Source organism: Brevibacterium luteolum, assembly GCF_025147615.1.
Lineage (GTDB): Bacteria > Actinomycetota > Actinomycetes > Actinomycetales > Brevibacteriaceae > Brevibacterium > Brevibacterium luteolum.
Window position 1 is genome coordinate 1 of record NZ_JALXPM010000011.1, and the last position, 20651, is coordinate 20651.

General features: G+C 66.9%; 20 protein-coding genes and 3 tRNA genes. 7 read left to right on the top strand and 16 right to left on the bottom strand.

Features of this window, described 5'->3' with window-relative positions; all coding sequences use genetic code 11:
- Positions 1 to 263: 263 nt before the first annotated feature.
- Entirely contained in the window at positions 264 to 1538 is a 1275-nt protein-coding gene (locus M3C25_RS04290; RefSeq protein WP_259855163.1) for a M20 family metallo-hydrolase, read from the top strand.
- 15 nt (positions 1539 to 1553) lie between these two features.
- Here the strand turns inward: M3C25_RS04290 and M3C25_RS04295 are convergent, their stop codons facing one another.
- The 5 genes from M3C25_RS04295 to M3C25_RS04315 all read right to left on the bottom strand — a co-directional run bounded on the left by M3C25_RS04295 (position 1554) and on the right by M3C25_RS04315 (position 2405).
- Positions 1554 to 1790, bottom strand: coding sequence for a hypothetical protein (locus M3C25_RS04295; protein WP_217006194.1), 237 nt, complete (start codon positions 1788 to 1790; stop codon positions 1554 to 1556).
- A complete protein-coding gene (locus M3C25_RS04300) occupies positions 1783 to 1941 on the bottom strand; it encodes a hypothetical protein (protein ID WP_217006196.1) in 159 nt (52 codons plus the stop codon). Before M3C25_RS04300 ends, M3C25_RS04295 begins: the two co-directional genes overlap by 8 nt.
- 120 nt (positions 1942 to 2061) lie before the next feature.
- A tRNA-Phe gene (locus tag M3C25_RS04305) sits at positions 2062 to 2134 on the bottom strand.
- An 81-nt stretch (positions 2135 to 2215) separates the two neighbouring features.
- Positions 2216 to 2289: transfer RNA gene (locus M3C25_RS04310), tRNA-Asp, on the bottom strand.
- Between the two features lie 43 nt (positions 2290 to 2332).
- Positions 2333 to 2405: transfer RNA gene (locus M3C25_RS04315), tRNA-Glu, on the bottom strand.
- A 217-nt stretch (positions 2406 to 2622) separates the two neighbouring features.
- On the opposite strand from M3C25_RS04315, the gene M3C25_RS04320 reads away from it, so the two are divergent.
- Positions 2623 to 3042: a metallopeptidase family protein gene (locus tag M3C25_RS04320; RefSeq protein ID WP_102162085.1), complete on the top strand. Its 420-nt coding sequence runs from the start codon at positions 2623 to 2625 to the stop codon at positions 3040 to 3042.
- 186 nt (positions 3043 to 3228) lie between these two features.
- Positions 3229 to 3729: a Cys-tRNA(Pro) deacylase gene (gene ybaK / locus M3C25_RS04325; protein WP_102162084.1), complete on the top strand. Its 501-nt coding sequence runs from the start codon at positions 3229 to 3231 to the stop codon at positions 3727 to 3729.
- 122 nt (positions 3730 to 3851) lie between these two features.
- Here ybaK and M3C25_RS04330 read toward each other — a convergent pair whose 3' ends face one another.
- From M3C25_RS04330 to M3C25_RS04355, 6 genes are all read right to left on the bottom strand, one after another.
- The gene (locus M3C25_RS04330; protein WP_102162083.1) at positions 3852 to 4466 is read right to left on the bottom strand and encodes a YigZ family protein; all 615 of its coding nucleotides are present in this window, start codon (positions 4464 to 4466) and stop codon (positions 3852 to 3854) included.
- Positions 4467 to 4526: 60 nt separating this feature from the next.
- Complete coding sequence (locus M3C25_RS04335; protein ID WP_259855164.1) at positions 4527 to 6278, bottom strand: amidohydrolase; 1752 nt, start codon at positions 6276 to 6278, stop codon at positions 4527 to 4529.
- Positions 6279 to 6300: 22 nt separating this feature from the next.
- Positions 6301 to 8055 carry a thiamine pyrophosphate-dependent enzyme gene (locus M3C25_RS04340; RefSeq protein WP_259855165.1) on the bottom strand — a complete coding sequence of 585 codons (1755 nt, stop codon included), beginning with the start codon at positions 8053 to 8055 and terminating at the stop codon, positions 6301 to 6303.
- 52 nt (positions 8056 to 8107) lie between these two features.
- A complete protein-coding gene (locus M3C25_RS04345; protein WP_259855166.1) occupies positions 8108 to 8722 on the bottom strand; it encodes a hypothetical protein in 615 nt (204 codons plus the stop codon).
- A 192-nt stretch (positions 8723 to 8914) separates the two neighbouring features.
- Positions 8915 to 9322 carry an ASCH domain-containing protein gene (locus M3C25_RS04350; protein WP_259794713.1) on the bottom strand — a complete coding sequence of 136 codons (408 nt, stop codon included), beginning with the start codon at positions 9320 to 9322 and terminating at the stop codon, positions 8915 to 8917.
- Between the two features lie 72 nt (positions 9323 to 9394).
- Entirely contained in the window at positions 9395 to 10732 is a 1338-nt protein-coding gene (locus M3C25_RS04355; RefSeq protein ID WP_259855167.1) for an MFS transporter, read from the bottom strand.
- Between the two features lie 319 nt (positions 10733 to 11051).
- Here M3C25_RS04355 and M3C25_RS04360 point away from each other — a divergent pair, with 319 nt between their 5' ends.
- Positions 11052 to 12287, top strand: coding sequence for a DUF819 family protein (locus M3C25_RS04360; RefSeq protein WP_259855168.1), 1236 nt, complete (start codon positions 11052 to 11054; stop codon positions 12285 to 12287).
- A 256-nt stretch (positions 12288 to 12543) separates the two neighbouring features.
- Here M3C25_RS04360 and M3C25_RS04365 read toward each other — a convergent pair whose 3' ends face one another.
- The 5 genes from M3C25_RS04365 to M3C25_RS04385 form a co-directional block, all read right to left on the bottom strand.
- Entirely contained in the window at positions 12544 to 13368 is an 825-nt protein-coding gene (locus M3C25_RS04365) for an ABC transporter substrate-binding protein (protein WP_259855169.1), read from the bottom strand.
- Between the two features lie 97 nt (positions 13369 to 13465).
- On the bottom strand, positions 13466 to 14209 hold the full coding sequence (locus M3C25_RS04370; RefSeq protein ID WP_102162159.1) for an amino acid ABC transporter ATP-binding protein: 744 nt from the start codon (positions 14207 to 14209) through the stop codon (positions 13466 to 13468).
- A gap of 120 nt (positions 14210 to 14329) precedes the next feature.
- Positions 14330 to 15121 carry an amino acid ABC transporter permease gene (locus M3C25_RS04375; protein ID WP_102162075.1) on the bottom strand — a complete coding sequence of 264 codons (792 nt, stop codon included), beginning with the start codon at positions 15119 to 15121 and terminating at the stop codon, positions 14330 to 14332.
- Between the two features lie 152 nt (positions 15122 to 15273).
- Positions 15274 to 16092, bottom strand: coding sequence for an ABC transporter substrate-binding protein (locus M3C25_RS04380; RefSeq protein ID WP_259855170.1), 819 nt, complete (start codon positions 16090 to 16092; stop codon positions 15274 to 15276).
- A gap of 194 nt (positions 16093 to 16286) precedes the next feature.
- Positions 16287 to 16979, bottom strand: a complete 693-nt coding sequence (locus M3C25_RS04385) for a TetR/AcrR family transcriptional regulator (protein ID WP_259855171.1) — start codon at positions 16977 to 16979, stop codon at positions 16287 to 16289.
- 89 nt (positions 16980 to 17068) lie between these two features.
- Between M3C25_RS04385 and M3C25_RS04390 the strand changes: the two genes are divergently transcribed.
- The 3 genes from M3C25_RS04390 (at position 17069) to M3C25_RS04400 (ending at position 20648) form a co-directional block, all read left to right on the top strand.
- Positions 17069 to 18370, top strand: coding sequence for a DUF418 domain-containing protein (locus tag M3C25_RS04390; RefSeq protein ID WP_259855173.1), 1302 nt, complete (start codon positions 17069 to 17071; stop codon positions 18368 to 18370).
- A gap of 164 nt (positions 18371 to 18534) precedes the next feature.
- Positions 18535 to 19839: an NRAMP family divalent metal transporter gene (locus tag M3C25_RS04395; RefSeq protein ID WP_259855174.1), complete on the top strand. Its 1305-nt coding sequence runs from the start codon at positions 18535 to 18537 to the stop codon at positions 19837 to 19839.
- A 2-nt stretch (positions 19840 to 19841) separates the two neighbouring features.
- Positions 19842 to 20648 (top strand): putative hydro-lyase, encoded by an 807-nt coding sequence (locus M3C25_RS04400; protein ID WP_375545095.1) that lies wholly within the window; start codon positions 19842 to 19844, stop codon positions 20646 to 20648.
- The last annotated feature ends 3 nt before the right edge of the window (positions 20649 to 20651 follow it).

The following is a 20651-nucleotide window of genomic DNA, read 5'->3' on the forward strand; positions in this document are numbered from 1 at the left end:
TGCCGAAGGAGTGCCTCAGCCGCGCGCTCGGCAGACGACGCTGCGGACCCGGTGACGACAGCGGACCTTTCGCGACTATCGTGGAACACAAGGAGCGGCGTATCCGCAGCGGCCACCCCGCAGCCGCCTGGCCCGCCTGGACTTCGCGCTCATGGCTGCAACGTCGCCAACCCGGCCCTGCGGGGACCCTCCGGCCAGATGCCGGACGCGAGCCGCGCCTCGGGAACGGACGAGAACGCCGCACAGCAGAACGGAGACCACATATGAGCCAGGACACTACGCGCGACGACGCCTTCCTCGCCGACTGGGACGTCCACACCACCTTCGGCGCGGTGCCCGGCACCCACGGAGTCGACCGGCAGGCAGCCACCGAGCCCGATGGCCAGCAGCGCCGCTGGTTCGCCAGTCTCATGCAGAAGCACGGGATGACGGTGCTCCGCGATGAGATCGGCAACCAGTTCGGGCTGCTCGAACTCGTTCCAGGTGCGCCCTATGTGCTCACCGGCTCGCACATGGACTCGCAGCCGACCGCCGGCCGCTTCGACGGAGCCTACGGCGTCATGGCCTCAGCGCATGCGGCGTTCCGGCTCGGCGAGCACTTCGCCGCCAATCCCGGGGAGGCGGCCTGCAACATCGCCGTTGTCAATTGGTTCAACGAGGAGGGCAGCCGGTTCAAGCCCTCGATGATGGGCTCAGGCGTGTTCACTGGCAAGCTCGGGCTCGACGAGGCGCTTGAGACTCGTGACAAGCAGGGAGTGACTGTTCGCGAGGCCCTCGATGCGATCGGCGAGCGCGGCGATGGACCAGTTGAACTCGACCTGGCCGCCTATGCCGAGATCCACGTCGAACAGGGCCGCAGCATGGACGAGGACGGCGTGACGATCGGCCTTGTCTCCGCGACGTGGGCCGCGCATAAGTACGAGCTGCGCATCCGCGGCGAGCAGGCGCACTCCGGCTCGGCGCTCATGGCCGATCGGCGCGATGCGCTGCTCGGGGCGGCCAAGCTCATCGTCGCCGCACGCGAGCTCGTCGACGACTACAACGAGGGTGCGCTGCACACCGCCGTCGGTGAGATCACCGTCTACCCGAACTCCCCGGTCGTCGTCGCCAGCGAGGCCCGCATCCTGCTCGACCTGCGCTCACCGAGCATGGAGGTCATCGACAGTGCGGCGAAGAAGCTGCAGGCGACCATGGCCGAGGTGGAGGAGAGCGTCGGTGTCGAGATCGACATCGTCCACGAGCACGCCTGGGACCAGAACCCGTACCAGCCGCAGGGCACTGCTCTCGCGCGTTCCGTCGCCGAGGCGCTGGGGCTGTCCCACGGCGAGGTGCTCACCGTCGCTGGGCACGACTCGACGAATATGAAGGACCTCGTGCCGACGGTGATGCTGTTCGTGCCGAGCGTCGAGGGGATCTCGCACAATCTCAACGAGTTCACCAAGGACGAGGATCTGCTCTCAGGCCTCGACCACCTCACCGAGGTGCTGCGCCGGATCGTGACCGACCCTGCGGTGGTGGCCGGGGCCTCAGGAGTCTGAGAGGTAGCCGGGGCCTCAACCGTCTGAGAGGTAGCCGGTCTCAGGGTCGATGTCGGCGAGGAAGTCACGGATCGCCTCGACATGGTCGTCGTCGGTCAGCTCGCTGGGCGGATAGGTCCCGCCTGCGAAGCCGTAGTCCGGGTTGGGTCCGGTGAGCCAGTCGTAGTAGTACTCTGTGCGACCTGTCTGCCGGATGCGGAACTGCTCGCCATCGACGGTGAGGCGGCGATCTTTCGCTGATGGCCTAGGCACGGCGGTGCACCTCCTGCAACTGATAGTCGGGCGCCTCGGTGCCATCGTAACGGGCCTTGAGCTGCAGCGACAGGTACAGCGAGTTGTGCCGGGGCTGATGCAGGTTTGCACCGTGGAACCACAGTTGCTCCTGCTCAGTCGGCCTCCACATGTCCTTCTCCTCACCCTGCCACGGGCCTGGGTTCTTGGTGATTTCCGGGCTCACCGCCGGACGGGCTGCCCAGGGGATGCACGAAGGCCCCCGCATGATATGCGAGGGCCTTCGTGACTGTGGCTCCGACCGGCGTCGATCCGGTGACCTTTCGATTTTCAGTCGAACGCTCTACCAACTGAGCTACAGAGCCAGATCCGCTGACAGCGAGTGCAGCTCGCCTGTCTGCTGATAGAACAAAGGCTCTTCTGAAACAGAAGAGCCGAATGCTCCGCGACCCTGACGGGACTCGAACCCGCGACCTCCGCCGTGACAGGGCGGCGCGCTAACCAACTGCGCCACAGGGCCATATTCATTTGTGTGCCGGATGGGGCGAACTCCATCCTACACGTACCCCCAACGGGATTCGAACCCGTGTCGCCGCCGTGAAAGGGCGGTGTCCTAGGCCACTAGACGATGGGGGCCTCCCGCATCAGTCTCCCGATGAGGCTGTCAGCTCCGGTTGCCCGGCGCATGAACCTCCGATAGCTTAGCGCACCGCTTGGTGGATTTGCAAAACGGGTCGGCGGGCTTTCCCTGTGACCTCGCTCACCGCGCCCGAGGTGGTCCGCGCCCCCGTGCTCACTCCGCCTGCCAGTCGGCTCGCCTCAGTGGACTGAGGTGCCTCAGTAGACTGAGGCCATGACATGCGGTCACCCTGATCATGCGGGTCCCGGCGAGCACGAGCCGCTCGAGCCGATCGACGATGCGACCTTCGAGGCGCTGTACGCGATCTTCGACGACCTCGTCGACGAGGTGATGGTCGAGCTGCCGGAAGGTGTGCTCGACTACATGGACAATGTCGTCCTCTTCGCCGAGGACGAGCCCCCGCCGGAGGAGCCGGACATCCTCGGTGTCTACGACGGCATCCCGCTGACCGAGCGCGGCGACCCGTGGGCTTTTGTGCCCCCAGACGTCATCTTCCTCTACCGCATCAACCTCATCGAGTTCTCCCGCACAGCCGAACGGCTGCGGGAGGAGATCCTCACCACGATCGTCCACGAGATCGCCCACCATCACGGCATTGATGACCAACGCCTCCACGAACTCGGCTGGGGCTGACAAAAACGCTTCTGGATCCGCCCGTCATCTCCTGCCGGATTGTCGAGCACGGACAAAAAATTGGTCATCGGACTGATCGGTCATTTAAAGTAGCAGTCGTCCACCCGTCCGATCAGCACCTACACACCGGCCCGCCGAACCGTCAGGTCCCCGACTGACCCGGCAGGCAGGAGGCAGCGAACACCCATGTCGATTGCAGCTCGATCACACGCCGCGGCTACCCCCGCCCTGCGCGTGCTCAACCTCGCCGGCATCGATTACTCGGTTCATGAGTTCGACCACGATCCGGCCCGCCGCCGCTACGGCACCGAAGCCTCAGAGAAGCTCGGCGTCGAATCCGGCAGAATCCTCAAAACGCTCATGATCCACGTCGATCAGGAACCAGTCGTCGCACTTGTGCCCGTCTCCGGACAGCTTGATCTCAAGGCGATCGCCGGCGTGTGCGGCGGCAAGAAAGCTCAGCTGACCGGCATCGCCGAAACCGAGCGCCGCACCGGCTACATGATCGGCGGCGTCAGCCCCTTCGGCCAGCGCAACTCCTCGCCGGTGGTCATGGATCTTTCCGCTCAGGACTTCTCCACCGTCTACGTCTCAGCCGGCCGCCGCGGCTTGGAGATCGAACTGCGTCCCGATGACCTCGTCATGCTCACCAATGCACAGGTCGCCCGTATCGCCAGCCTCGACTGACGACGCACCGATCCCAGCCGAACACCGGTCCCAGACGGGCACTGATCCCCACCGGCATTGCTCCCAGCCGAGCACCGACCAGCCGGCGCAGTGACACCAACCGATCCGGCACTGCAGCCGGCCTAGCGATAGACCGGATCCCCCACCTCGGGAGCGGCGAGTCCTGCCGAGACGTCAGCGAGCATCGCTGCACACGCTTCCACCTCGTCAGCTGGCACCGCGAAGACATGCCGCACGCTGGCACTGTAGTCGCTGTCGATGACCTCCCATCCGGCCTGCTGGGCCTGCCGCTGGGCGGCAGCCGCCGTGGCATAGTTCAACTCAACCGTCACCGGGGTCAGCAGCGTACGGGTCACCACCTGCGCGTCCTCGAGTGCCGCGGAGACCGCCCCGCCGTAGGCGCGCACGAGCCCGCCGGCGCCCAGCAGCGTGCCGCCGAAGTACCGGGTCACCACCGCCACCACATACGTCAGCTCATGGCCGGTGAGCACCTCCAGGATCGGGGCACCGGCCGTACCGGCCGGCTCGCCGTCGTCGTTGAAGCGCTGTGTGCGCCCATCGGCATCGAGGATGAAGGCCGTGCAGTGATGGCGAGCCTTCGGATGCGCAGCCCGCTGCTCCTCAATGACCGCACGGGCGGCCTCCTCGGTCTCGACTGGAACGACGCGGGCGATGAAGCGCGAGCGCTTGATCTCGATCTCGGCATGCGCCTCCCGACGCAGTGTCTGATAGCCCATGGGTGCCACTGTAGCCGCCAGCGACTCACGCGCTGGGAAGACGCTGGAGTGCCGGCCGGTTCACCGGTGCGTCCACTGCCCGCCGCGCATCGTCGCCTGCACGTCCAGCTCGGTCACCGCCTCAGGTGCGGTGGTGAGCGGGTCGCCGGTGAGGATGACGATATCGGCCAGCGCCCCGCGGACCAGCTGGCCGGCCTGGCTGGCATGTGCGCCGGTCATGCCCATCGCGGCAGCCGCGTCCGAGGTGTAGGCCGCCAGCGCCTCGGAGGCGGACAGACGCTCGTGACCGGGTCCCGACAGGCGGCCGGAGCGGGTCAGGCGAGTCATGAACAGCTGCATGCCGCGCAGCACATTGCCCTCCGCGCACGGCCGATCCGAGCTGCCGGCCAGCATCACCCCGGCGTCGAGGAACGAGCGGCCGCGGTAGAGCAGGTGGGCGCGTTCGGTCCCGATCGCTGCGAGCATCCCGTCACCGATGTTGTCGAAGAACGCCGCCTGCGGGGTCACCGCGATCCCGTATTCGGCAAGCACCGACAGCTGCTCGGTGCGGATCATACCGGCGTGTTCGATCCGGTTGGGAAACGCCGGCTTCCCGCATTCATCGACGGCTGCGGTGATGTTGGCGATCGCCTCATCGACCGCCCGGTCGCCGATCGCGTGGACGGCCAGCGACCAACCCGACCGGTAGGCCGCCAGCGTCTGGGCGCGCAGCACCTCGGGGTCCTCCTGCAGGTACCCGGCATCGGACTGGCCGACATAGGGGTCATTCAGCGCCGCCGTCCGGCCTGACAGCGCCCCGTCCATAAAGATCTTGACCGGGCCGAGGCGGATCTCGTCATCGCCGAACCCGGTCACCATCCCTAAGTCGAGGCCGAGCTCCGGACTGTCGGCGGCATGTCCGCTGACAGCATGGAGGGCATCGATGACGGGCATGAGCTGGGCGCGGGCGCGCAGCAGCCCCGCCTGGCGGGCCTGCTGATAGGCGAAGACCTCTAAGGGGGAGTGGCCGATCCAGCCGGCGGCGATCCCAGCCTCACCGAAGCTCGTGATCCCCTCCTTCGCGTAGTGGGCGGTGGCCAGGTCGAGGGCGTGGACGATCGTCTCAACCGAATACGGCCGGATGAGATCCTGCACCTGCGTCTGCGCGGTCTCCTCGACCAGTCCGGTCGGGCGGCCGGATGCGTCACGGACGACCTTGCCGCCGGGCGGATCCGTGTAGCCGGGTTCGAGCATTCCGGCAGCACGCAGGGCGGCGGTGTTGACGATCGCCGAATGGCCGCTGACCTGCCGCATGAACAGCGGCCGGCCACCGGTGATCCGGTCGAGCACCGCGATGTCCGGATAGCTGCCGGCATAGTCGTGGTGGGAGTACCCGGTCGCCTGAACCCACTCACCGTCAGGCAGCTGCGCTGCTGCGGCGGCCAGGCGGTCGTAGACCTCGTCGAGCCCGCCGGGGCAGTTCTCGACATCGACACTGGCAAGCGTCAGCCCGAACCACGTCGTGTGACAGTGCGCGTCGATGAACCCGGGAACCACCGTCGGCACACCCGCGCCGTCATCACCGTCTGCGCCGCTGCTGCCTCGACCGCCTCCACGGACGCCACCACCTGCGCTGCCGGTCAGCTCGGCGGCATCGACGACCTCGCCGGCCGAGGCGTACGAGCCCTCCAGCTCATCATCGAAGGCGACGATCCGGCCACCGGCGATCCCCACCGCCTCGGGCGCGGGCGGGGCATCACCGGGCTGCCCGCCAGCCCGGTCAGCTGCCATCGTGTGGATGCGGGCGTTGCGGATGATCGTGTCGAGTCGCATCTCGGATCTCCTTCTGAGCTTCTCAGCTGCGGGTGAAGCGGATCGCCGGGTCAGTGCGCACATGCACGAGCGCCGGCCCGGGATGGGCGAGTGCGGCCTCGAAGGCGGCGCCGAAGTCCGCGGTGCGGGTGACGCTGAATCCGGCCCCGCCGAAGGCGTTGGCGTAGGCGGCGAAGTCCGGGTTCTTCAGCCCAGTGCCCTCCGGCCGGCCGGGATAGTCGCGCTCCTGGTGGCCGACGATCGTGCCGTAGACGCTGTTGTCGTTGATGATGACGGTGATATTCAGGTTATGGGCGACCGCGGTGGCGAACTCCTGGCCGTTCATGAGGAAGCAGCCGTCGCCGGCGACGGCGAGCACCGGGCGGTCCGGGCACACGAGCGCAGCCGCCACCGCCGCCGGCATCCCGAAGCCCATCGCCCCGTTGCGCGGGCCGAGCACTGACGGGAAGCTGTGCACCGGCAGGTAGCGCGAGGCCCAGCCGGAGTAGTTGCCCGCCCCATACGTGATGATCGCATCATCCGGCAGCAGGCGGCGCACCTCGCCGAAGGCGGTATCCATATCAACATAGGCCGGGTCCTCATCACCAGTCGGTGCTGGGATCTCGCGCCACTGCTGGAACCGCTGCCGGGTCTCGGTGACCCAGTCGGGCAGGTTCGTCTCCGTTCCCGAGGCGGTGGTCGCCTCGGTGCCGGTCGTTGCGTCAGTGCTGGTGGTTGCGTCGGTGCTCGTGAGTGCTTGGGCGAAGCCGCGGGTGGTCGCGATGATCTGCTCATTGACCGGCCCGAAGTGCGCATGCAGATCCGGATCAGGGCTGATGACGATCGTGTGCTCAGGGCTGCAGCCGATCGAGTACGAGTTAGTCGAGACATCGGTGCGCTGGCAGCCGAGGTAGACGTGCAGGTCGGCCTCGTCGAAGGCCTTGCGGGTCAGGGGTGCCGAGCCGAAGCCGAGCGCACCGAGGTAGTGCGGTTCATCATGGTCGATGCCGTCATAGGCGCGGAAGTCGGCGATGATGCCCATCCCGAGCCCGGCCGCCCAATCGGCGACGGTGCGGGAGGACTGCTCATCCCAGCGTTCGCCGCCGACGATGAGCACCGGGCGGCGGGCTTTGGCGACCGCCTCGGCCACCGAGGCGATCTGTGCGGCGATAGGCACCACCTCGGGAACGGGACGCGGGGTGACGGTGGCCGCCTGGGTGGTGATGAGCTGCGGGTCCTCGGGCAGGCCGACGATGACCGGGCCGGGCCGGCCGGAGGCGGCGGTGTGCATCGCATCGGCGACGATGGCAGCGGCGCTGTCCGGGTCGTCGAGGATGAGGGCCTTCTTCACGGTCGTTCCGAACCAGCCGGCCAGATCGAACTCCTGGAAGGCTTCGCGGCCGCGGTGGTCGGTGGGGATGAGGCCGGCGAAGATGACGAGTGGGGTGGCGTCCTGGTAGGCGGTGTGCGCAGCGATCATGACATTGGCCGCGCCCGGCCCGCGGGTGACCATTGCGATGCCCGGCCGGCCGGTCATCCGGCCCTCGGCCAGCGCCATGAACCCAGCGCCTGCCTCCTGCCGGCAGGTGATCGTGCGGATGGCCGAATCGTGCAGGCCGTCGAGCACGTTGAGGTAGGACTCGCCGGGCACGCAGTAAATGCGCTCGACGCCCTCGGTTTCGAGCTGGGCGACGATGAGGTGCCCAGCCGAACGGGAGGCAGGGGTATCGGAGCCGGCGGCGGAGTCCTGTGCGGAGGCGGCAGGGGAGGAGTCAGCAGTGGAGGTGATGCGCGTCATAGCAACACTCAATCACAGATTCCCACCCGCGTGCAGGCGGGCGGCGCGGTGCTCAACGCAAACCAGTGGCGGTCGTCAACCCAGGTATCGGACATTCGGAGATCGCAGCGTCGAGGTTCGAGTGCTCGGCGACGTAGGCGTACGCATCTGGGTCGATCAACTCGAACAGTGTCTTGACCTCGACCAGACGATCTCCCAAACCAGTGCGAGTCGAGAATACGGGCTCATTGTGCGCTAGTCTGTTGCGGAATTTCACCACGCGAGCGACGAGGTCGTGCACCCTCGCTCGTTTGGTGCCCTTGGGAAACGCTCGGTGCAGCATCGGATTCCACAGCGTCGGCGTTCGCTCACCTAGGGTCAGGCTTGACCAGAACCCGAACGTTAGAGCGGCCACGACCTCCGCATGCGTTGGTGCAGAGCTCAGGCCCCGCTTGGCGTCAGTGATCCGCGCCTGGCTTGCAATATTGCGGCGGCGCTGCTGAGCGCGAGCACGCTGAACGCCCTGTTCCAGGTGGAACAGCGACGATTGCGGGTCAACGGTCCAGTCCGGAAATCTCCGCGTGAGTTCGCGGTCGTAGGCGTTGCGCAACGCGACTTCAAGATGTCCTACATCAACGATTCCGGCGGCTGCGACTTGCGAGTTCCATAGGTATGTCTCCATCGCCAAACAGTGGTCTCCACCTGCTACGTCGAGGTAGCGGCGGTACCGTGGCTCGCTTAGCCACCGTGCCGCTTGCGCGGCATCGAGCAAGGGCGCGTTATTGGCCGTATCTGCTATTCTAGAAGCATCGCCCCGCGGCAACCGCCCTCTGTCTGGCTTCGGTCAGTTAGGCACCGCGGGGCTTTGTTCTGCCAGCTCTCACACGTGCTGGAGGACTTCGACAACCCGGGACCGCTCGAACACGACCGGCATATCCGGGCTGAACGTGTAGCCGAACTCGGCGGCTTCGGCGGTGAAGAACCGCCGGTGCTCGGCCTGCCACGAATCAAGGTCGTCGTCTTCGCCCTTGAGCTGGACGAGGTCGAAGGTCAGCTCGTCGAAGGGGATCACCTGCACATCGGTGATCTCGACGATGCAGCCCGGGGTTCCGGCCCAATCGGTGATGATGCTCCGCTGGCCCGGCTCCGGCAGCGGTTCGTCTTCGATCTCGTAGGCGCGCAGACTGCTCGACGTCGCCGTCTTGCGACCGTCGAGCACGAGAGCCAGCAGCGTGTTCGCCTCGTCTTCGGTCATCCCGAAGTGCCAGGACTGAAGTTCTTCTGACATCGGTGCGTCTCCTCTCCACGCGCCGAGGCGGGGGCTGCCGGAAGGCGACCCCGGCCTCGGGAGCGGCAGTACTCAGCGCAGGTAACCGGGGATGTCCTCGGAGACCCGCGGGGCGATGAGCGAGCAGATGCCGGTGATCGCGGCGATGACGGCAAGCATCGCCGGGGCCGGCCACCAGGCGTTGTCGGTCGCGGCGAGGAACATCGTGGCGAGCATCGGCACGAAACCTGAGACCATCGCTGAGAGGTTCGCTGAGATCGCCACACCGGACAAGCGGTGCGAGGGCGGGAACAGTGCGGTGGTCAGCGCACCGTTGACGGCGTATGGGATCGACAGGCAGGCCACGCCGATGGTGACGCCGAGGATCACGAGCACGGGGACGGTCGATTCGATCATGAGGAAGATCGGGAAGGCGATGACAATCGTCGCGACACTGCCGATGACCGCCACGCGGGAGACACCGAGGCGCTCGGCCAGGCGGCCGAAGTAGATGAGCACGACGATCTCGATGGCAGCGGCAGCCAGGGTTGCGCCGAGCATGAGCGGCTTGGTCATGCCGAGCACGCCGGTGCCGTAGGAGACAACAAAGGTGGTGACGAGGAAGAACCCGCCGACGCCGAGGAAGTTCGCGCCCATCCCGACGAGCACCTGCGGGAACGACTTGCGGAACAGTTCGAGGACCGGGGCGGACTCCTTCTCACCGGCCTCTTCGAGCTCGCGGAAGATCGGGGATTCCTCCAGCTGCTTGCGGATGTAGACGGCGACGAGCAGCAGCGGGATCGCGGCGAGGAACGGGATCCGCCAGCCCCAGGCGTCGAAGGCCTGGGAGGGCACGATGACCGCCATGAGGAAGAACCCACCGGAGGACATGAGCGTGCCGATCGGGGAGCCTATCTGCGGGAACACGGCGTAGCGGGCGCGCTTGGCCGGCGGGGCGTTCTCGACGGCGACGGTGACCGCGCCACCCCATTCGCCGCCGACGGCCAGACCCTGGACGATGCGCAAAGCGACGAGCGCGATCGGCGCCCAGATGCCGATCTGGAAGTACGTCGGCAGCAGGCCGATGAGTCCGGTGGCCACACCGATGCCGATGATCGTGATCATGAGGACGGCCTTGCGGCCAATTCGGTCGCCGAGGTGGCCGAAGACGAAAGCGCCGATCGGGCGAGCGACGAAGCCGACACCCATGGTGGCGAACGACTGGATGGTGGCCATCGCCGGGTCCTCGGAGTGGAAGTACTGGACGTTGAAGACGATGGCTGCCGCAGTGGTGAAGAGGAAGAAGTCGTACCACTCCATCGCCGTGCCGACGAGCGCGGCGGTCGCGGCCTTGCGCGCGGTGGTCTCATCGACCTCGATGTACGGGGCGCGCGCTGAGGCGGCCTCGGACGGGCCGGCCTGATCTGACATTGGATCTCCTGAAGCGAAAGTGACTGCGACTGGCCGCCAGGCGCGCTGGGGAGCGCCGTGAGCACAGGCGTATCCCCGAACCACGTTACTCTCTCTGCCCGGCTCATGTGTGGGCTGATGCACAAACGTGACATCCGAACCGCAATGCTGTGCGGATGTACTGTGCGGCTGCACTGCGCGTGGTCATCCCAGCTCCACTCAGCGTCAGATGCCCGCACCTGCTAGCGTGGCAGGTACTCGGCAGTGACGCCGGCCGGCTCCTCAGCTCCGGTTTCGCTTACCGAGCACCCGCCCCTCACATCCCCAACCGGAGCCCCTCATGATCACCGACGGATTCCTCTTCCTCAGCCTGCTCATCACCATCTCGGCCGTCCTCGTCTACCTGGAGAAGCGCCGCGGGGTGCGTGTCTTCAGATTCGTGCCCGGCTTCGTGTTCCTCTACCTCATCGCCGCGCTGCTCAACACCATCGGCGTCTTCGGCGAATCCGACTCGATCACCGACGTCGGCGGTGGGGTCAAGGACGCGCTCCTGCCGGCGATGATCATGCTCCTGCTCTTCCAGTGCGACATCCGCCAGATCATCAAGCTCGGCCCCAAGCTGCTGCTGACCTACGCGGCCTCGGCCCTGTCGATCCTGCTCGGCTTCGTGCTGACATTCCTCGTCTTCCGCGGCCTGCTCGACCCCGAGGCGTGGAAGGGCCTGTCCGCGCTCGCCGCCTCGTGGACGGGCGGGTCGGCCAACATGGTCGCCGTTCAGGGGATCCTCGATGCTCCGGAGAACGTCTTCGGCCACGTGCTCATCGTCGACACGATCATCTACTCCGCGTGGCTGCTCGTGATGTTCTCCTCGGTCACCGTCTCCGACCGCTTCAACGCCTGGACCAAAGCCGACACATCCTATCTCGACGTCCATTCCTCCGCCGCAGCGACTGCCGTCACCGGCGCGCCCGCTGCCACCCGTTCGACCGGTGCGCCCGCTGCCACCGGTGCGCCCGCTGCCACCGGCGCCGAGGCGGGGGAGACTCTCGACCTCGTCTCTCTGTTCCGGGTGCTCGCCCTGGGCCTGTTCGCCTCAGCTGCTGCGACATGGATCGGCGGACTGCTGCCGGAGATCGGCGTCGTCGTGACCTCGACGACGTGGACGATCCTCATCGTGTCCGTCCTCGGCCTCATCATCGGCTCGACCCGCTGGGGCAAGATGCCCGGGTCTTCGGAAGTCGCCCAGATCATGCTCTACATCATCATCGGCGTCATCGCCGCAGGATCGGACTTCACCTCGCTCGTCGAGGCGCCGCTGTACCTGCTCGCCGGCGTCATGGTGGTGCTGATCCACCTCGTGCTCATGGTGCTGTACGCCAAGGCGACGAAGACCGAGCTGTTCAGCATCGCCGTGGCTTCGACGGCCAACATCGGGGGAGTGGCCTCAGCACCGGTCGTCGCGAGCGCCTTCAACCGGCAGCTCGTCCCGGTCGGTGTGCTCTTCGCACTCATCGGCGCCTTTGCAGGCACCTTCCTCGGTCTGGCCGTCGGTCAGGTGCTCGCTGCGTTCGCCTGATCGCTGGGATTGGCCGGCGGGCGCTGCCGGGGCCTCCGCGAATACTGGTCACACTTTGACCCTTTGAAGCACTAAACGGGGCCAAAGTCTGACCAGAGAATCCCCTGCGCGCCCCTGACCGCGCAAAGTTTGTAGAGCTGTTCATATTCTGAGGGCCGGATCATATGAATAGTTCTACAAACTTTCTCCCGGAGGCTTCCGGCAGACGACGAGCCAGCCTCGGCCCGGGGCATAGGGCAGATCGCGGACGTCGATTTCAGCCGCGCTGGTCCTCCGGGATCCGCGCGGCATCGGCGACCTCGCCGAACCACTCGTCGACGAGCTCGTCATACGACCCGTCCTCATACATCTCACCGAGCATCGCGTTGAACTCCCCGGCCAGCTTGTCGTTGCCCTTGACGACCGCAGCACCGAGCTGCTCATTGGTGTCGTAGCTTTCGACGAGCTCCAGGTTGTCATCAGTCTGCACCGCGGAGTAGATCATCGACACGTTCGAGACCATCGCGTTGACCTGCCCGGAACTGATCGCCTGGATCATGATCGTGTTGTCCTCGAACTGCACGGTCTCCGCGCCCTGCTCCTGGGCGTACTTCTCACCGGTCGTCGCCTGCTTGACGCCGACCTCCTTGCCCTTGAGCTCGGAGATCGACTTGATACCGGAGTCCTTGCGCACCATGAGCGCGAGGTTGTCGAGCAGGTAGGCGTCGGTGAAGTCCATCTTTGTCGCCCGGTCATCGGTGATCGTCATGCCCGCCAGCGAGATATCGCACTGCTGCGTATCGAGCACCGAGGCCGACTCGATCGCCTCGAAACCGGTGTCGACGAGCTCGTACTCCAGGTCGAGCCGCTCGGCGAGCTTCTTCGCCAGGTCGATGTCGAAGCCCACCGATTCCCCGTCGCGGGTGAACTCGAAGGGCTCGTACGGCAGCGTCGAGCACATGATGAGCTTGCCCTCCTGGGCCAGCTGGTACTCGTTGCCGCCGTCGGCCTCGCCGGATCCGCCCCCGCCGCAGGCAGAGAGCAGCAGGACACCGGCGGCAGCCAGTGCGGTCAGGGAGGTGAGGTGCCGTGTGCGTGTCATGTCGTCTCCTGTGCTGGTGAGCCTTCCGCTCGGGCCCGTTCCCGAGGCGGTCGCCCCGTTCCCGAGGCGGTCGCCCCGTTCCCGAGGCGGTTCTGGCCTAGTCCTCGTCGAGTCCGCCGGGGTGCAGGACGCGGGCGAGGAAGGACTTGGTGCGCTCGTGCTGGGGGTTGCCGATCACCTCGGCGGCCGGCCCCTCTTCGACGACGACGCCGCCGTCCATGAACACGACCTTGTCAGCGACCTCGCGGGCGAAGTGCATCTCGTGGGTCACGACGATCATCGTCATGCCCTCATCGGCGAGGTTGCGCATGACGTCGAGGACGTCGCCGACCGTCTCGGGGTCGAGCGCAGAGGTCGGCTCGTCGAAGAGCATGAGCGAGGGCTCCATCGACAGGGCACGCGCGATCGCCACGCGCTGCTGCTGGCCGCCGGAGAGCTGGTCGGGGTACCGGTCGGCCAGGTGGCCGAGGCCCACCTTCTCCAGACTCGCCCGCGAGACCTCGTTGGCGGCTGACTGGGAGCGCCCCAGGACCTTGCGCTGGGCGATCGAGCAGTTCTCGATCGCGGTCATGTGGGGGAACAGGTTGAAGGCCTGGAACACCATGCCGACGTGCCGGCGCATGACGTCGAGGTCGATGTCGGGGTCGGTGGCGATGAACCCGCCGACGTCGATCAGCCCGGAGTTCGCGGTCTCGAGCACGTTGATGCAGCGCAGCAGCGTCGACTTGCCCGAACCGCTCGGGCCGACGAGGCAGACGACCTCGCCGGGGGCGACGGTGAGGCTGATGCCCTTGAGCACCTCGACATCGCCGTAGGACTTGTGCAGGTCGTTGATCGTCACACCCGAGCGGGCGGCCTGCTCGGCGGTGGCGGCTTCGGCGGCTGCGCGGGCATCAGCGGCGGAGTGGGATCCGGTGCCGCCTGCCGCGGCATTCGCTTCGTTGTTGAACACAGGTGGCACCTACTTCTTGATCTTGGCGGTACGGGACTCGAACTTCCGGGCCAGGATGCCCAGCGGCACGGTGATGACGAGGTAGCAGGCACCGGCGACCACGAGCGGGGTTAGGCCCGCATCGGGGGCGGTGATCGCCTCACGGCCGAACTTCGTCAGCTCGTACTGGCTGGCGGCCAGACCCAGCAGGTAGATGAGCGAGGAGTCCTTCGTCATGAGGATGATCTCGTTCGTCAGCGGCGGCAGGATGATGCGGAAGGCCTGCGGGATGATGATCGTGATCATCGCCCGCGAATGCGTCATGCCCAGCGACCGGGCCGCCTCGTACTGGCCCTTCGGCACAGCCTGCAGGCCAGCACGCAGGGTCTCGGCGATGTAGGCAGAGGACACGATGCCGAGTGCCAGCATGACGGTGAGGTACGTGTCCATCCGCATGCCGAAGGCGTACGGGATGCCGTAGCCCAGCGCGATGAACACAAGCAGGGCCGGCACCCCGCGGAAGAACTCGATGTACAGGGTCGAGATCCACCGGTAGGGTCCGACGGAGGAGATCTTCATGAGCGCGAGCAGAACGCCCAGCGCCAGCCCGAGCACGAAGCCCAGAGCGGTGTAGATGAGGGTATTCTTCAGCGCGATCGTGATGATGCCGGGGAACTGGTCGGCCATGACCTGCGGGTTGAAGAACTTCCCGAAGATCGTGCCCCAGTCGGCGAGGAAGGCCGCGACGAGGATCGCGAGGACGAGGATCGCGTACTGGATGCCGCGGGACATGCGGGCCCGCTGGCGCATGGTCATTGCCACCGTATAGCTCCTAGTGGGGTGGGTGGAGTCGTGCTGCTGGCCCGGCTGCGGTTCGCGCCGCCGGCTGGCCGTTCGCTCAGGCGCCAACCCTGCCGCGCCCGAGGCGCGCCGGCGTCAGTGCGTCGGCACGCCGCGGGCGCAGGGCAACTGGATCAGGATCCGCGCTGGTCCTCCGGGACCTTCGCGGCATCGGCGACCTCGCCGAACCATTCTTCGACGAGCTTGTCGTACGAGCCGTCTTCGAACATCTCGCCGAGCATCGTGTTGAACTCATCGGCGAGTTCGGTGTTGCCCTTCTTGAAGCCGGCGCCGAGTGCCTCGTCGGTGTCGTAGTCCTCGGCGAGCTCGAGCTTGTCGCTGGCCTGGGTGGCGGCGTAGATCGTCGAGAGGTTCGCCACCGCAGCGTCGATCTGGCCGGAGGTGATCGCCTGGGTCAGCAGGCCGGAGTCCTCGAACTGCACGACCTTGGCTCCGGCGTCCTTGGCGTATGACTCTCCGGTCGTCGCCTGCTGAGCCCCGACCTCTTTGTCCTTGAGCTCGTCAAGGGACTTGATGCCGGAGTCCTTGGTGACCATGAGGCCGAGGTTGTCGAGCAGGTACTTGTGGGAGAAGTCGAACTTCGTCGCCCGCTCTTCGGTGATCGACATGCCCGACAGCGCCAGGTCGCACTGTGCGGTGTCGAGAGCGGAGCCTGATTCGATGGCTTCGAAGCCGGTGGTGACGACGTCGAGTTCGAGGTCGAGTCGCTCGGAGAGCTTCTTGCCCAGGTCGATGTCGAAGCCGACGGTCTCGTTGTTCTCGTCGGTGAACTCGAACGGCTCATAGGGGATGTCGGAGCACAGGGTCAGCTTGCCTCCGGAGACAGGCTGGAAGCCTTCGGCGCCGTTGCCGTCGTCTCCGCCTCCGCCGCAGGCGGACAGGACAAGGACAGATGCCGCCGTCAGGGCAGCAATGCTCAAGGATCGCTTCACGGAATTCCTCCTGGTTGCGGTGCGGTGAGGTTGTCACCGGGTGGTGCGAACCCGGCGCCGGTGCTCCGGCGCCCACCGAAAGTGCGGTGTGCGGTTGAGCTTATCGTGAAGCATGTCACAAGTCATAGGCGGCTGTGCGGCACTGGTGATTGTGTCCAAATCGTGTCCGCTCCTCCCGGTGCCCGAGGCGGGATTCAGACGGGGCCGGTCACCGGTGCCGAGGCGGTGGATGGCCCCGCTCCCGAGGCGGTGGATGGCCCCGCTCCCGAGGCGGTGGTCCCGGTGGTCTCGACTGCCTCCGTGGCGATCGCCGCCAGTGTCCGCTCAGCCAGAGCTGCAGCCCGCGGGCCGGTCATGAACTGCGGCTCGGTCGCCCGGGAGATGGCGATGCCGTCGAAGGTCGCCAGCGCCCACCCGGCTGCCGCTTCAGGATCGGGGTGCTGCGGGTGGGCTGCTGTGATGAGTTCGCTCATCTGCTTCCGCAGCTGGGTCCATGTGCGGGTGTGGATCTGGGCGAGTGAGGGGGTGACACGGGACAGGGCGACGAAGTCGAGCCAGATGCCGGCGGCAGCGAGGTCGTCCTCGCTGATCGAGCAGAGCATGAAGGACAGGTGGCGCAGCACTGAGGCGGCCTGCCCTGCCGCTTCGGCGGGAGTGCCGGCCGGTTCCAAGGTGCTGAGGTAGTCCTCGATGTCGGCGGTGACAGCATCCGAGGTCGCCGCCATCGCTGCAGTCAGCATCGCGGCCTTGCTGGGGAAGTGGTGCTGGACCGCGCCGATCGACACCCCGGCCTGACTGGCGACCGTGCGGACGGTGGCCTTCTCGATTCCGCCTGCAGCGATGACGGTGACGATCGCCTCGACGATGTGGTCTCTGCTGGTGCTCATGGATCCTTCTCTGTCGGCGGTCACGGTGCTTGCGCACCGGGAATACAAGCGTATTGCACACCTGACCATACGACTGTATTGTTTCGGCTATGAAGACCTCACCCACCCGCGGGGCAGCGGCTCCCGCCGTTCGTGACGACCGGCCAGCCAGTCCCGCTGATGCCTCCGCTCGTGACGTCGCATCTGCCCCTGGCTGCCGACGCATCGCCGGACTCGACATCGCCCGCGGTGCCGCCGTGCTCGGCACGCTCGGCACCAATATCTGGCTCTTCACCCACCCCGCCGGCCTGCTGGGCTCCCTCCTCGATCCACTCGCCGGGATTCCCGCAGGTGCTCAGACGCTGGCCTTCCAGGTGCTCAGCTCCCTGAGCAACGGCAAGTTCCTCTCCCTGCTCATGATGATGTTCGGCATCGGCGTGTTCCTGCAGTTCACCGCCTGGCGCAAGCGCAGCGGGCGCCGCGGCTGGCTGCGCACCTACGCCCCGCGCGCAGGACTGCTGTTCCTCGACGGGCTCATCAACTTCATCCTCATCGCCGAATTCGACGTGCTCATGGGCTATGCCGTCACCGGCTTCATCGTCGCCGGCATCATCGCCACCTCCCCACGCAGCGCACGCATCTGGGCCTGGGTGACCGGGGTCCTCCATGTGCTCGGCATCGGCCTGCTCAGCCTCCTGCTGCTCACCCAGCCGGGAAGCGCCAACGGAGGTGCCGGTTCCGAGCTCACCGGCTCGGCCGCCGACTGGCCGCTGTGGCACGGCGTCAACCCCTACCGCGAGGCCGGCTTCACCGAACTCGCCGTCTTCCGCCTCGACAACAGCCTCATCTTCCGCGCCGAACCGATCTTCACCCTCGCCATGGGCATCTGCCTCTTCCTCATCGGTGCCCGCCTGTTCGCAGGAGGCATCTTCACCCCAGGCGGCGCCCGGCTGCGCCGCCGCTGCCTGCTCATCGGCGCCGCTGCCGCACCTGTCGACCTGCTCTTGGGCATCATCGGCTCCCCGGCCGGGATCGTCGCGCAGCGCTACCTCACCGCCAGCCTCGTCGCCGTCGGTCTGCTCGCCCTCATCGCCCATGCCAGCCTGCACCGCTGGATCCCCCGGGTCATCGAGACCGCGTGCGCGGCCGCCGGGCGGATGTCGCTGAGCGTCTACGTCGGCCAGAACCTGCTCGCCGGCGCCCTGTTCTTCGGCTGGGGTCTCGACCTCGCCGGCCGGTTCCCCGATGCCCGCCTGGCGCTCACCATCACCGGTTTCGTTGCCGTGCTCGCAGCCGTCATTGCCTTCGCACTCGTCTGGCAGGCGATCGCCGCCCGCCGCGGCGTGCGCGGACCGGCCGCCCGCGGCCCCCTCGAATGGCTCACCCACCTGGCACTTCAGAAGCTCACCTGACTACCCAGCCACCGCCTCGGCGCCGGCGCGAACCGAACCGCGCAGCGGCCCCTGTCCACACCCCCTCCCCTCGCGCTCATTGTTGAACAATTGCTAGAGTGTGTCGCGTCACAGGGCAGCCACCGCACCGGTGCCGCCCGCGCCCACCCGAGCGAGGAAGCACGATGAGCAGCCACACCCCGGACCCCACGCCCGATCACACCGGCGCCCACACAGCCCAGCCAGGCGACACCGCCCCGGCAAACGGCACCCAGGCCGATGCGAAGAAGGCGGTGACGATCGGGGCGACCGGTCGCACCGCGATCTTCGGGGCCATGTTCCTCATGGCCACCTCCTCGATCGGCCCGGGTTTCATCACCCAGACCTCGGTGTTCACCGTCCAGCTCGGCGTGGCCTTCGCGTTTGCGATCCTCGTCTCCGTGCTCGTCGACATCGCCATCCAGCTCAACGTCTGGCGGGTGCTCGGCGTCACCGGGCTGCGTGCCAACGAACTGGGCAACCGGGTGCTGCCGGGTATCGGCTGGGTGATGGCCGCCTTCGTCTTCGTCGGCGGGCTCATCTTCAACATCGGCAACATCGGCGGTGCCGGCCTGGGCACCAACGCGATGCTCGGCATCGACGCGAAGATCGGCGGCGCGGTCTCAGCGCTCATCGCGATCTTCATCTTCCTGTCCAAGCGCGCCGGCGTCGCACTCGACCGCATCGTCGTCGCACTCGGCGCGATCATGATCCTGCTCATGCTCTACGTCGCCATCGTCTCCCAGCCGCCGGTCGGCGAGGCGCTGAAGAACACCGTGCTGCCCGAGGAGGTCGACTTCCTCGTCGTCACTACCCTCATCGGCGGCACCGTCGGCGGCTACATCACCTTCGCCGGCGCCCACCGCCTCATCGACTCGAAGATCACCGGACGTGAGAACGTCGGCCACATCACCCAGGTCTCGGTGCTCTCGATTATCATCACCGGCGTCATGCGCGTGCTGCTCTTCCTCGCCATCCTCGGCGTCGTCGCAGGCGGCGTGACGCTGTCGCAGGACAACACCGCCGCCGATGCGTTCCTCGCCGCCGCCGGTGAAGTCGGCCTGCGCGTCTTCGGTGTCGTGCTGTGGGCCGCCGGCCTCACCTCGGTCATCGGCGCCTCGTACACCTCGATCAGCTTCGTCACCACCCAGCGGACGAGCGCGCGCACCCGCAACCTGCTCACCATCGCCTTCATTGCCGTGTGCGCGACCGCCTTCCTCATCCTCGACCAGGCCCCGCAGACACTGCTCATCTTCGCCGGCGCCTTCAACGGCCTCATCCTGCCAATCGGCTTCGCCGTCGTCCTGTGGGTCGCCTGGGCCCGCCGCGACCTGCTGCACGGCTACCAGTACCCCAAGTGGCTCGCCGCCCTCGGTACGCTCACCTGGCTGGTCACGATCTGGCTGGGCTGGAACTCGCTCACCGGCATCGCCGCACTCTGGCAGGGATGACGATGGACACCGCTCCCGAGGCACCGGCGGGCTCCCCGTTCACCTCACCTGCGCAGGCCAGGGCGGCCTTCCGGGCCGGTCTCGACCGGCCGACCGCCGGCCTGTGCCCGGGGTTCACGCCGACGAACCTGCTTGCTGTGCCGCGCGAGCATGCCTTCGACTTCCTGCTCTTCGCCCAGCGCAACCCCAAGCCGATGCCGATCATGGGAGTGCTCGAAGCCGGGCAGACGAGCTCGCCGCTGCTTCAAGGCGGGGATATCCGCACCGATGTGCCGGCCTACCGGATCTACCGGAACGGTGAGCTCGCCGAGACCGTCACGGATGCCACCGCGTTCTGGCGAGACGACATCGTCAGCTTCCTCATCGGCTGCTCGTTCACCTTCGAGACCGCGCTGCTGGCCGCCGGTATTGACATCGCTCACATCAGCCAGAACGTCAACGTGCCGATGTACCGCACCTCGATCGACACCGAACCGGCCGGGATCTTCTCAGGCCCGCTTGTTGTGTCGATGCGCCCGCTGCCGGCGAACCAGGTCGCCGAGGCGGTGCGCATCACCTCCCGCTACCCGGCCGTGCACGGAGCACCGGTGCACATCGGCAACCCGGCAGAGATCGGCATCCGCGACCTCGGCAACCCTGACTACGGCGATGCGGTGACGATCCCGGATGGGCATCTGCCGGTGTTCTGGGCCTGCGGGGTGACCCCGCAAGCCGCGCTGCTGGCCGCCCGCCCGGAGATCGCGATCGCCCACTCACCCGGGAAGATGCTCATCACTGACGCCCGGGATGCCGAGTTCCAGGTCCCCTAAGTC

What these genes read in the sequence shown, in the direction of transcription:
- M3C25_RS04320 (WP_102162085.1), top strand. Translation starts at nt 2,623, where the DNA reads ATGACATGCGGTCACCCTGATCATGCGGGTCCCGGCGAGCACGAGCCG.
- M3C25_RS04385 (WP_259855171.1), bottom strand. Translation starts at nt 16,979, where the DNA reads ATGAGCACCAGCAGAGACCACATCGTCGAGGCGATCGTCACCGTCATC.
- ybaK (WP_102162084.1), top strand. Translation starts at nt 3,229, where the DNA reads ATGTCGATTGCAGCTCGATCACACGCCGCGGCTACCCCCGCCCTGCGC.
- M3C25_RS04340 (WP_259855165.1), bottom strand. Translation starts at nt 8,055, where the DNA reads ATGACGCGCATCACCTCCACTGCTGACTCCTCCCCTGCCGCCTCCGCA.
- M3C25_RS04330 (WP_102162083.1), bottom strand. Translation starts at nt 4,466, where the DNA reads ATGGGCTATCAGACACTGCGTCGGGAGGCGCATGCCGAGATCGAGATC.
- M3C25_RS04300 (WP_217006196.1), bottom strand. Translation starts at nt 1,941, where the DNA reads ATGTGGAGGCCGACTGAGCAGGAGCAACTGTGGTTCCACGGTGCAAAC.
- M3C25_RS04400 (WP_375545095.1), top strand. Translation starts at nt 19,842, where the DNA reads ATGGACACCGCTCCCGAGGCACCGGCGGGCTCCCCGTTCACCTCACCT.
- M3C25_RS04290 (WP_259855163.1), top strand. Translation starts at nt 264, where the DNA reads ATGAGCCAGGACACTACGCGCGACGACGCCTTCCTCGCCGACTGGGAC.
- M3C25_RS04395 (WP_259855174.1), top strand. Translation starts at nt 18,535, where the DNA reads ATGAGCAGCCACACCCCGGACCCCACGCCCGATCACACCGGCGCCCAC.
- M3C25_RS04365 (WP_259855169.1), bottom strand. Translation starts at nt 13,368, where the DNA reads ATGACACGCACACGGCACCTCACCTCCCTGACCGCACTGGCTGCCGCC.
- M3C25_RS04360 (WP_259855168.1), top strand. Translation starts at nt 11,052, where the DNA reads ATGATCACCGACGGATTCCTCTTCCTCAGCCTGCTCATCACCATCTCG.
- M3C25_RS04355 (WP_259855167.1), bottom strand. Translation starts at nt 10,732, where the DNA reads ATGTCAGATCAGGCCGGCCCGTCCGAGGCCGCCTCAGCGCGCGCCCCG.
- M3C25_RS04335 (WP_259855164.1), bottom strand. Translation starts at nt 6,278, where the DNA reads ATGCGACTCGACACGATCATCCGCAACGCCCGCATCCACACGATGGCA.
- M3C25_RS04350 (WP_259794713.1), bottom strand. Translation starts at nt 9,322, where the DNA reads ATGTCAGAAGAACTTCAGTCCTGGCACTTCGGGATGACCGAAGACGAG.
- M3C25_RS04390 (WP_259855173.1), top strand. Translation starts at nt 17,069, where the DNA reads ATGAAGACCTCACCCACCCGCGGGGCAGCGGCTCCCGCCGTTCGTGAC.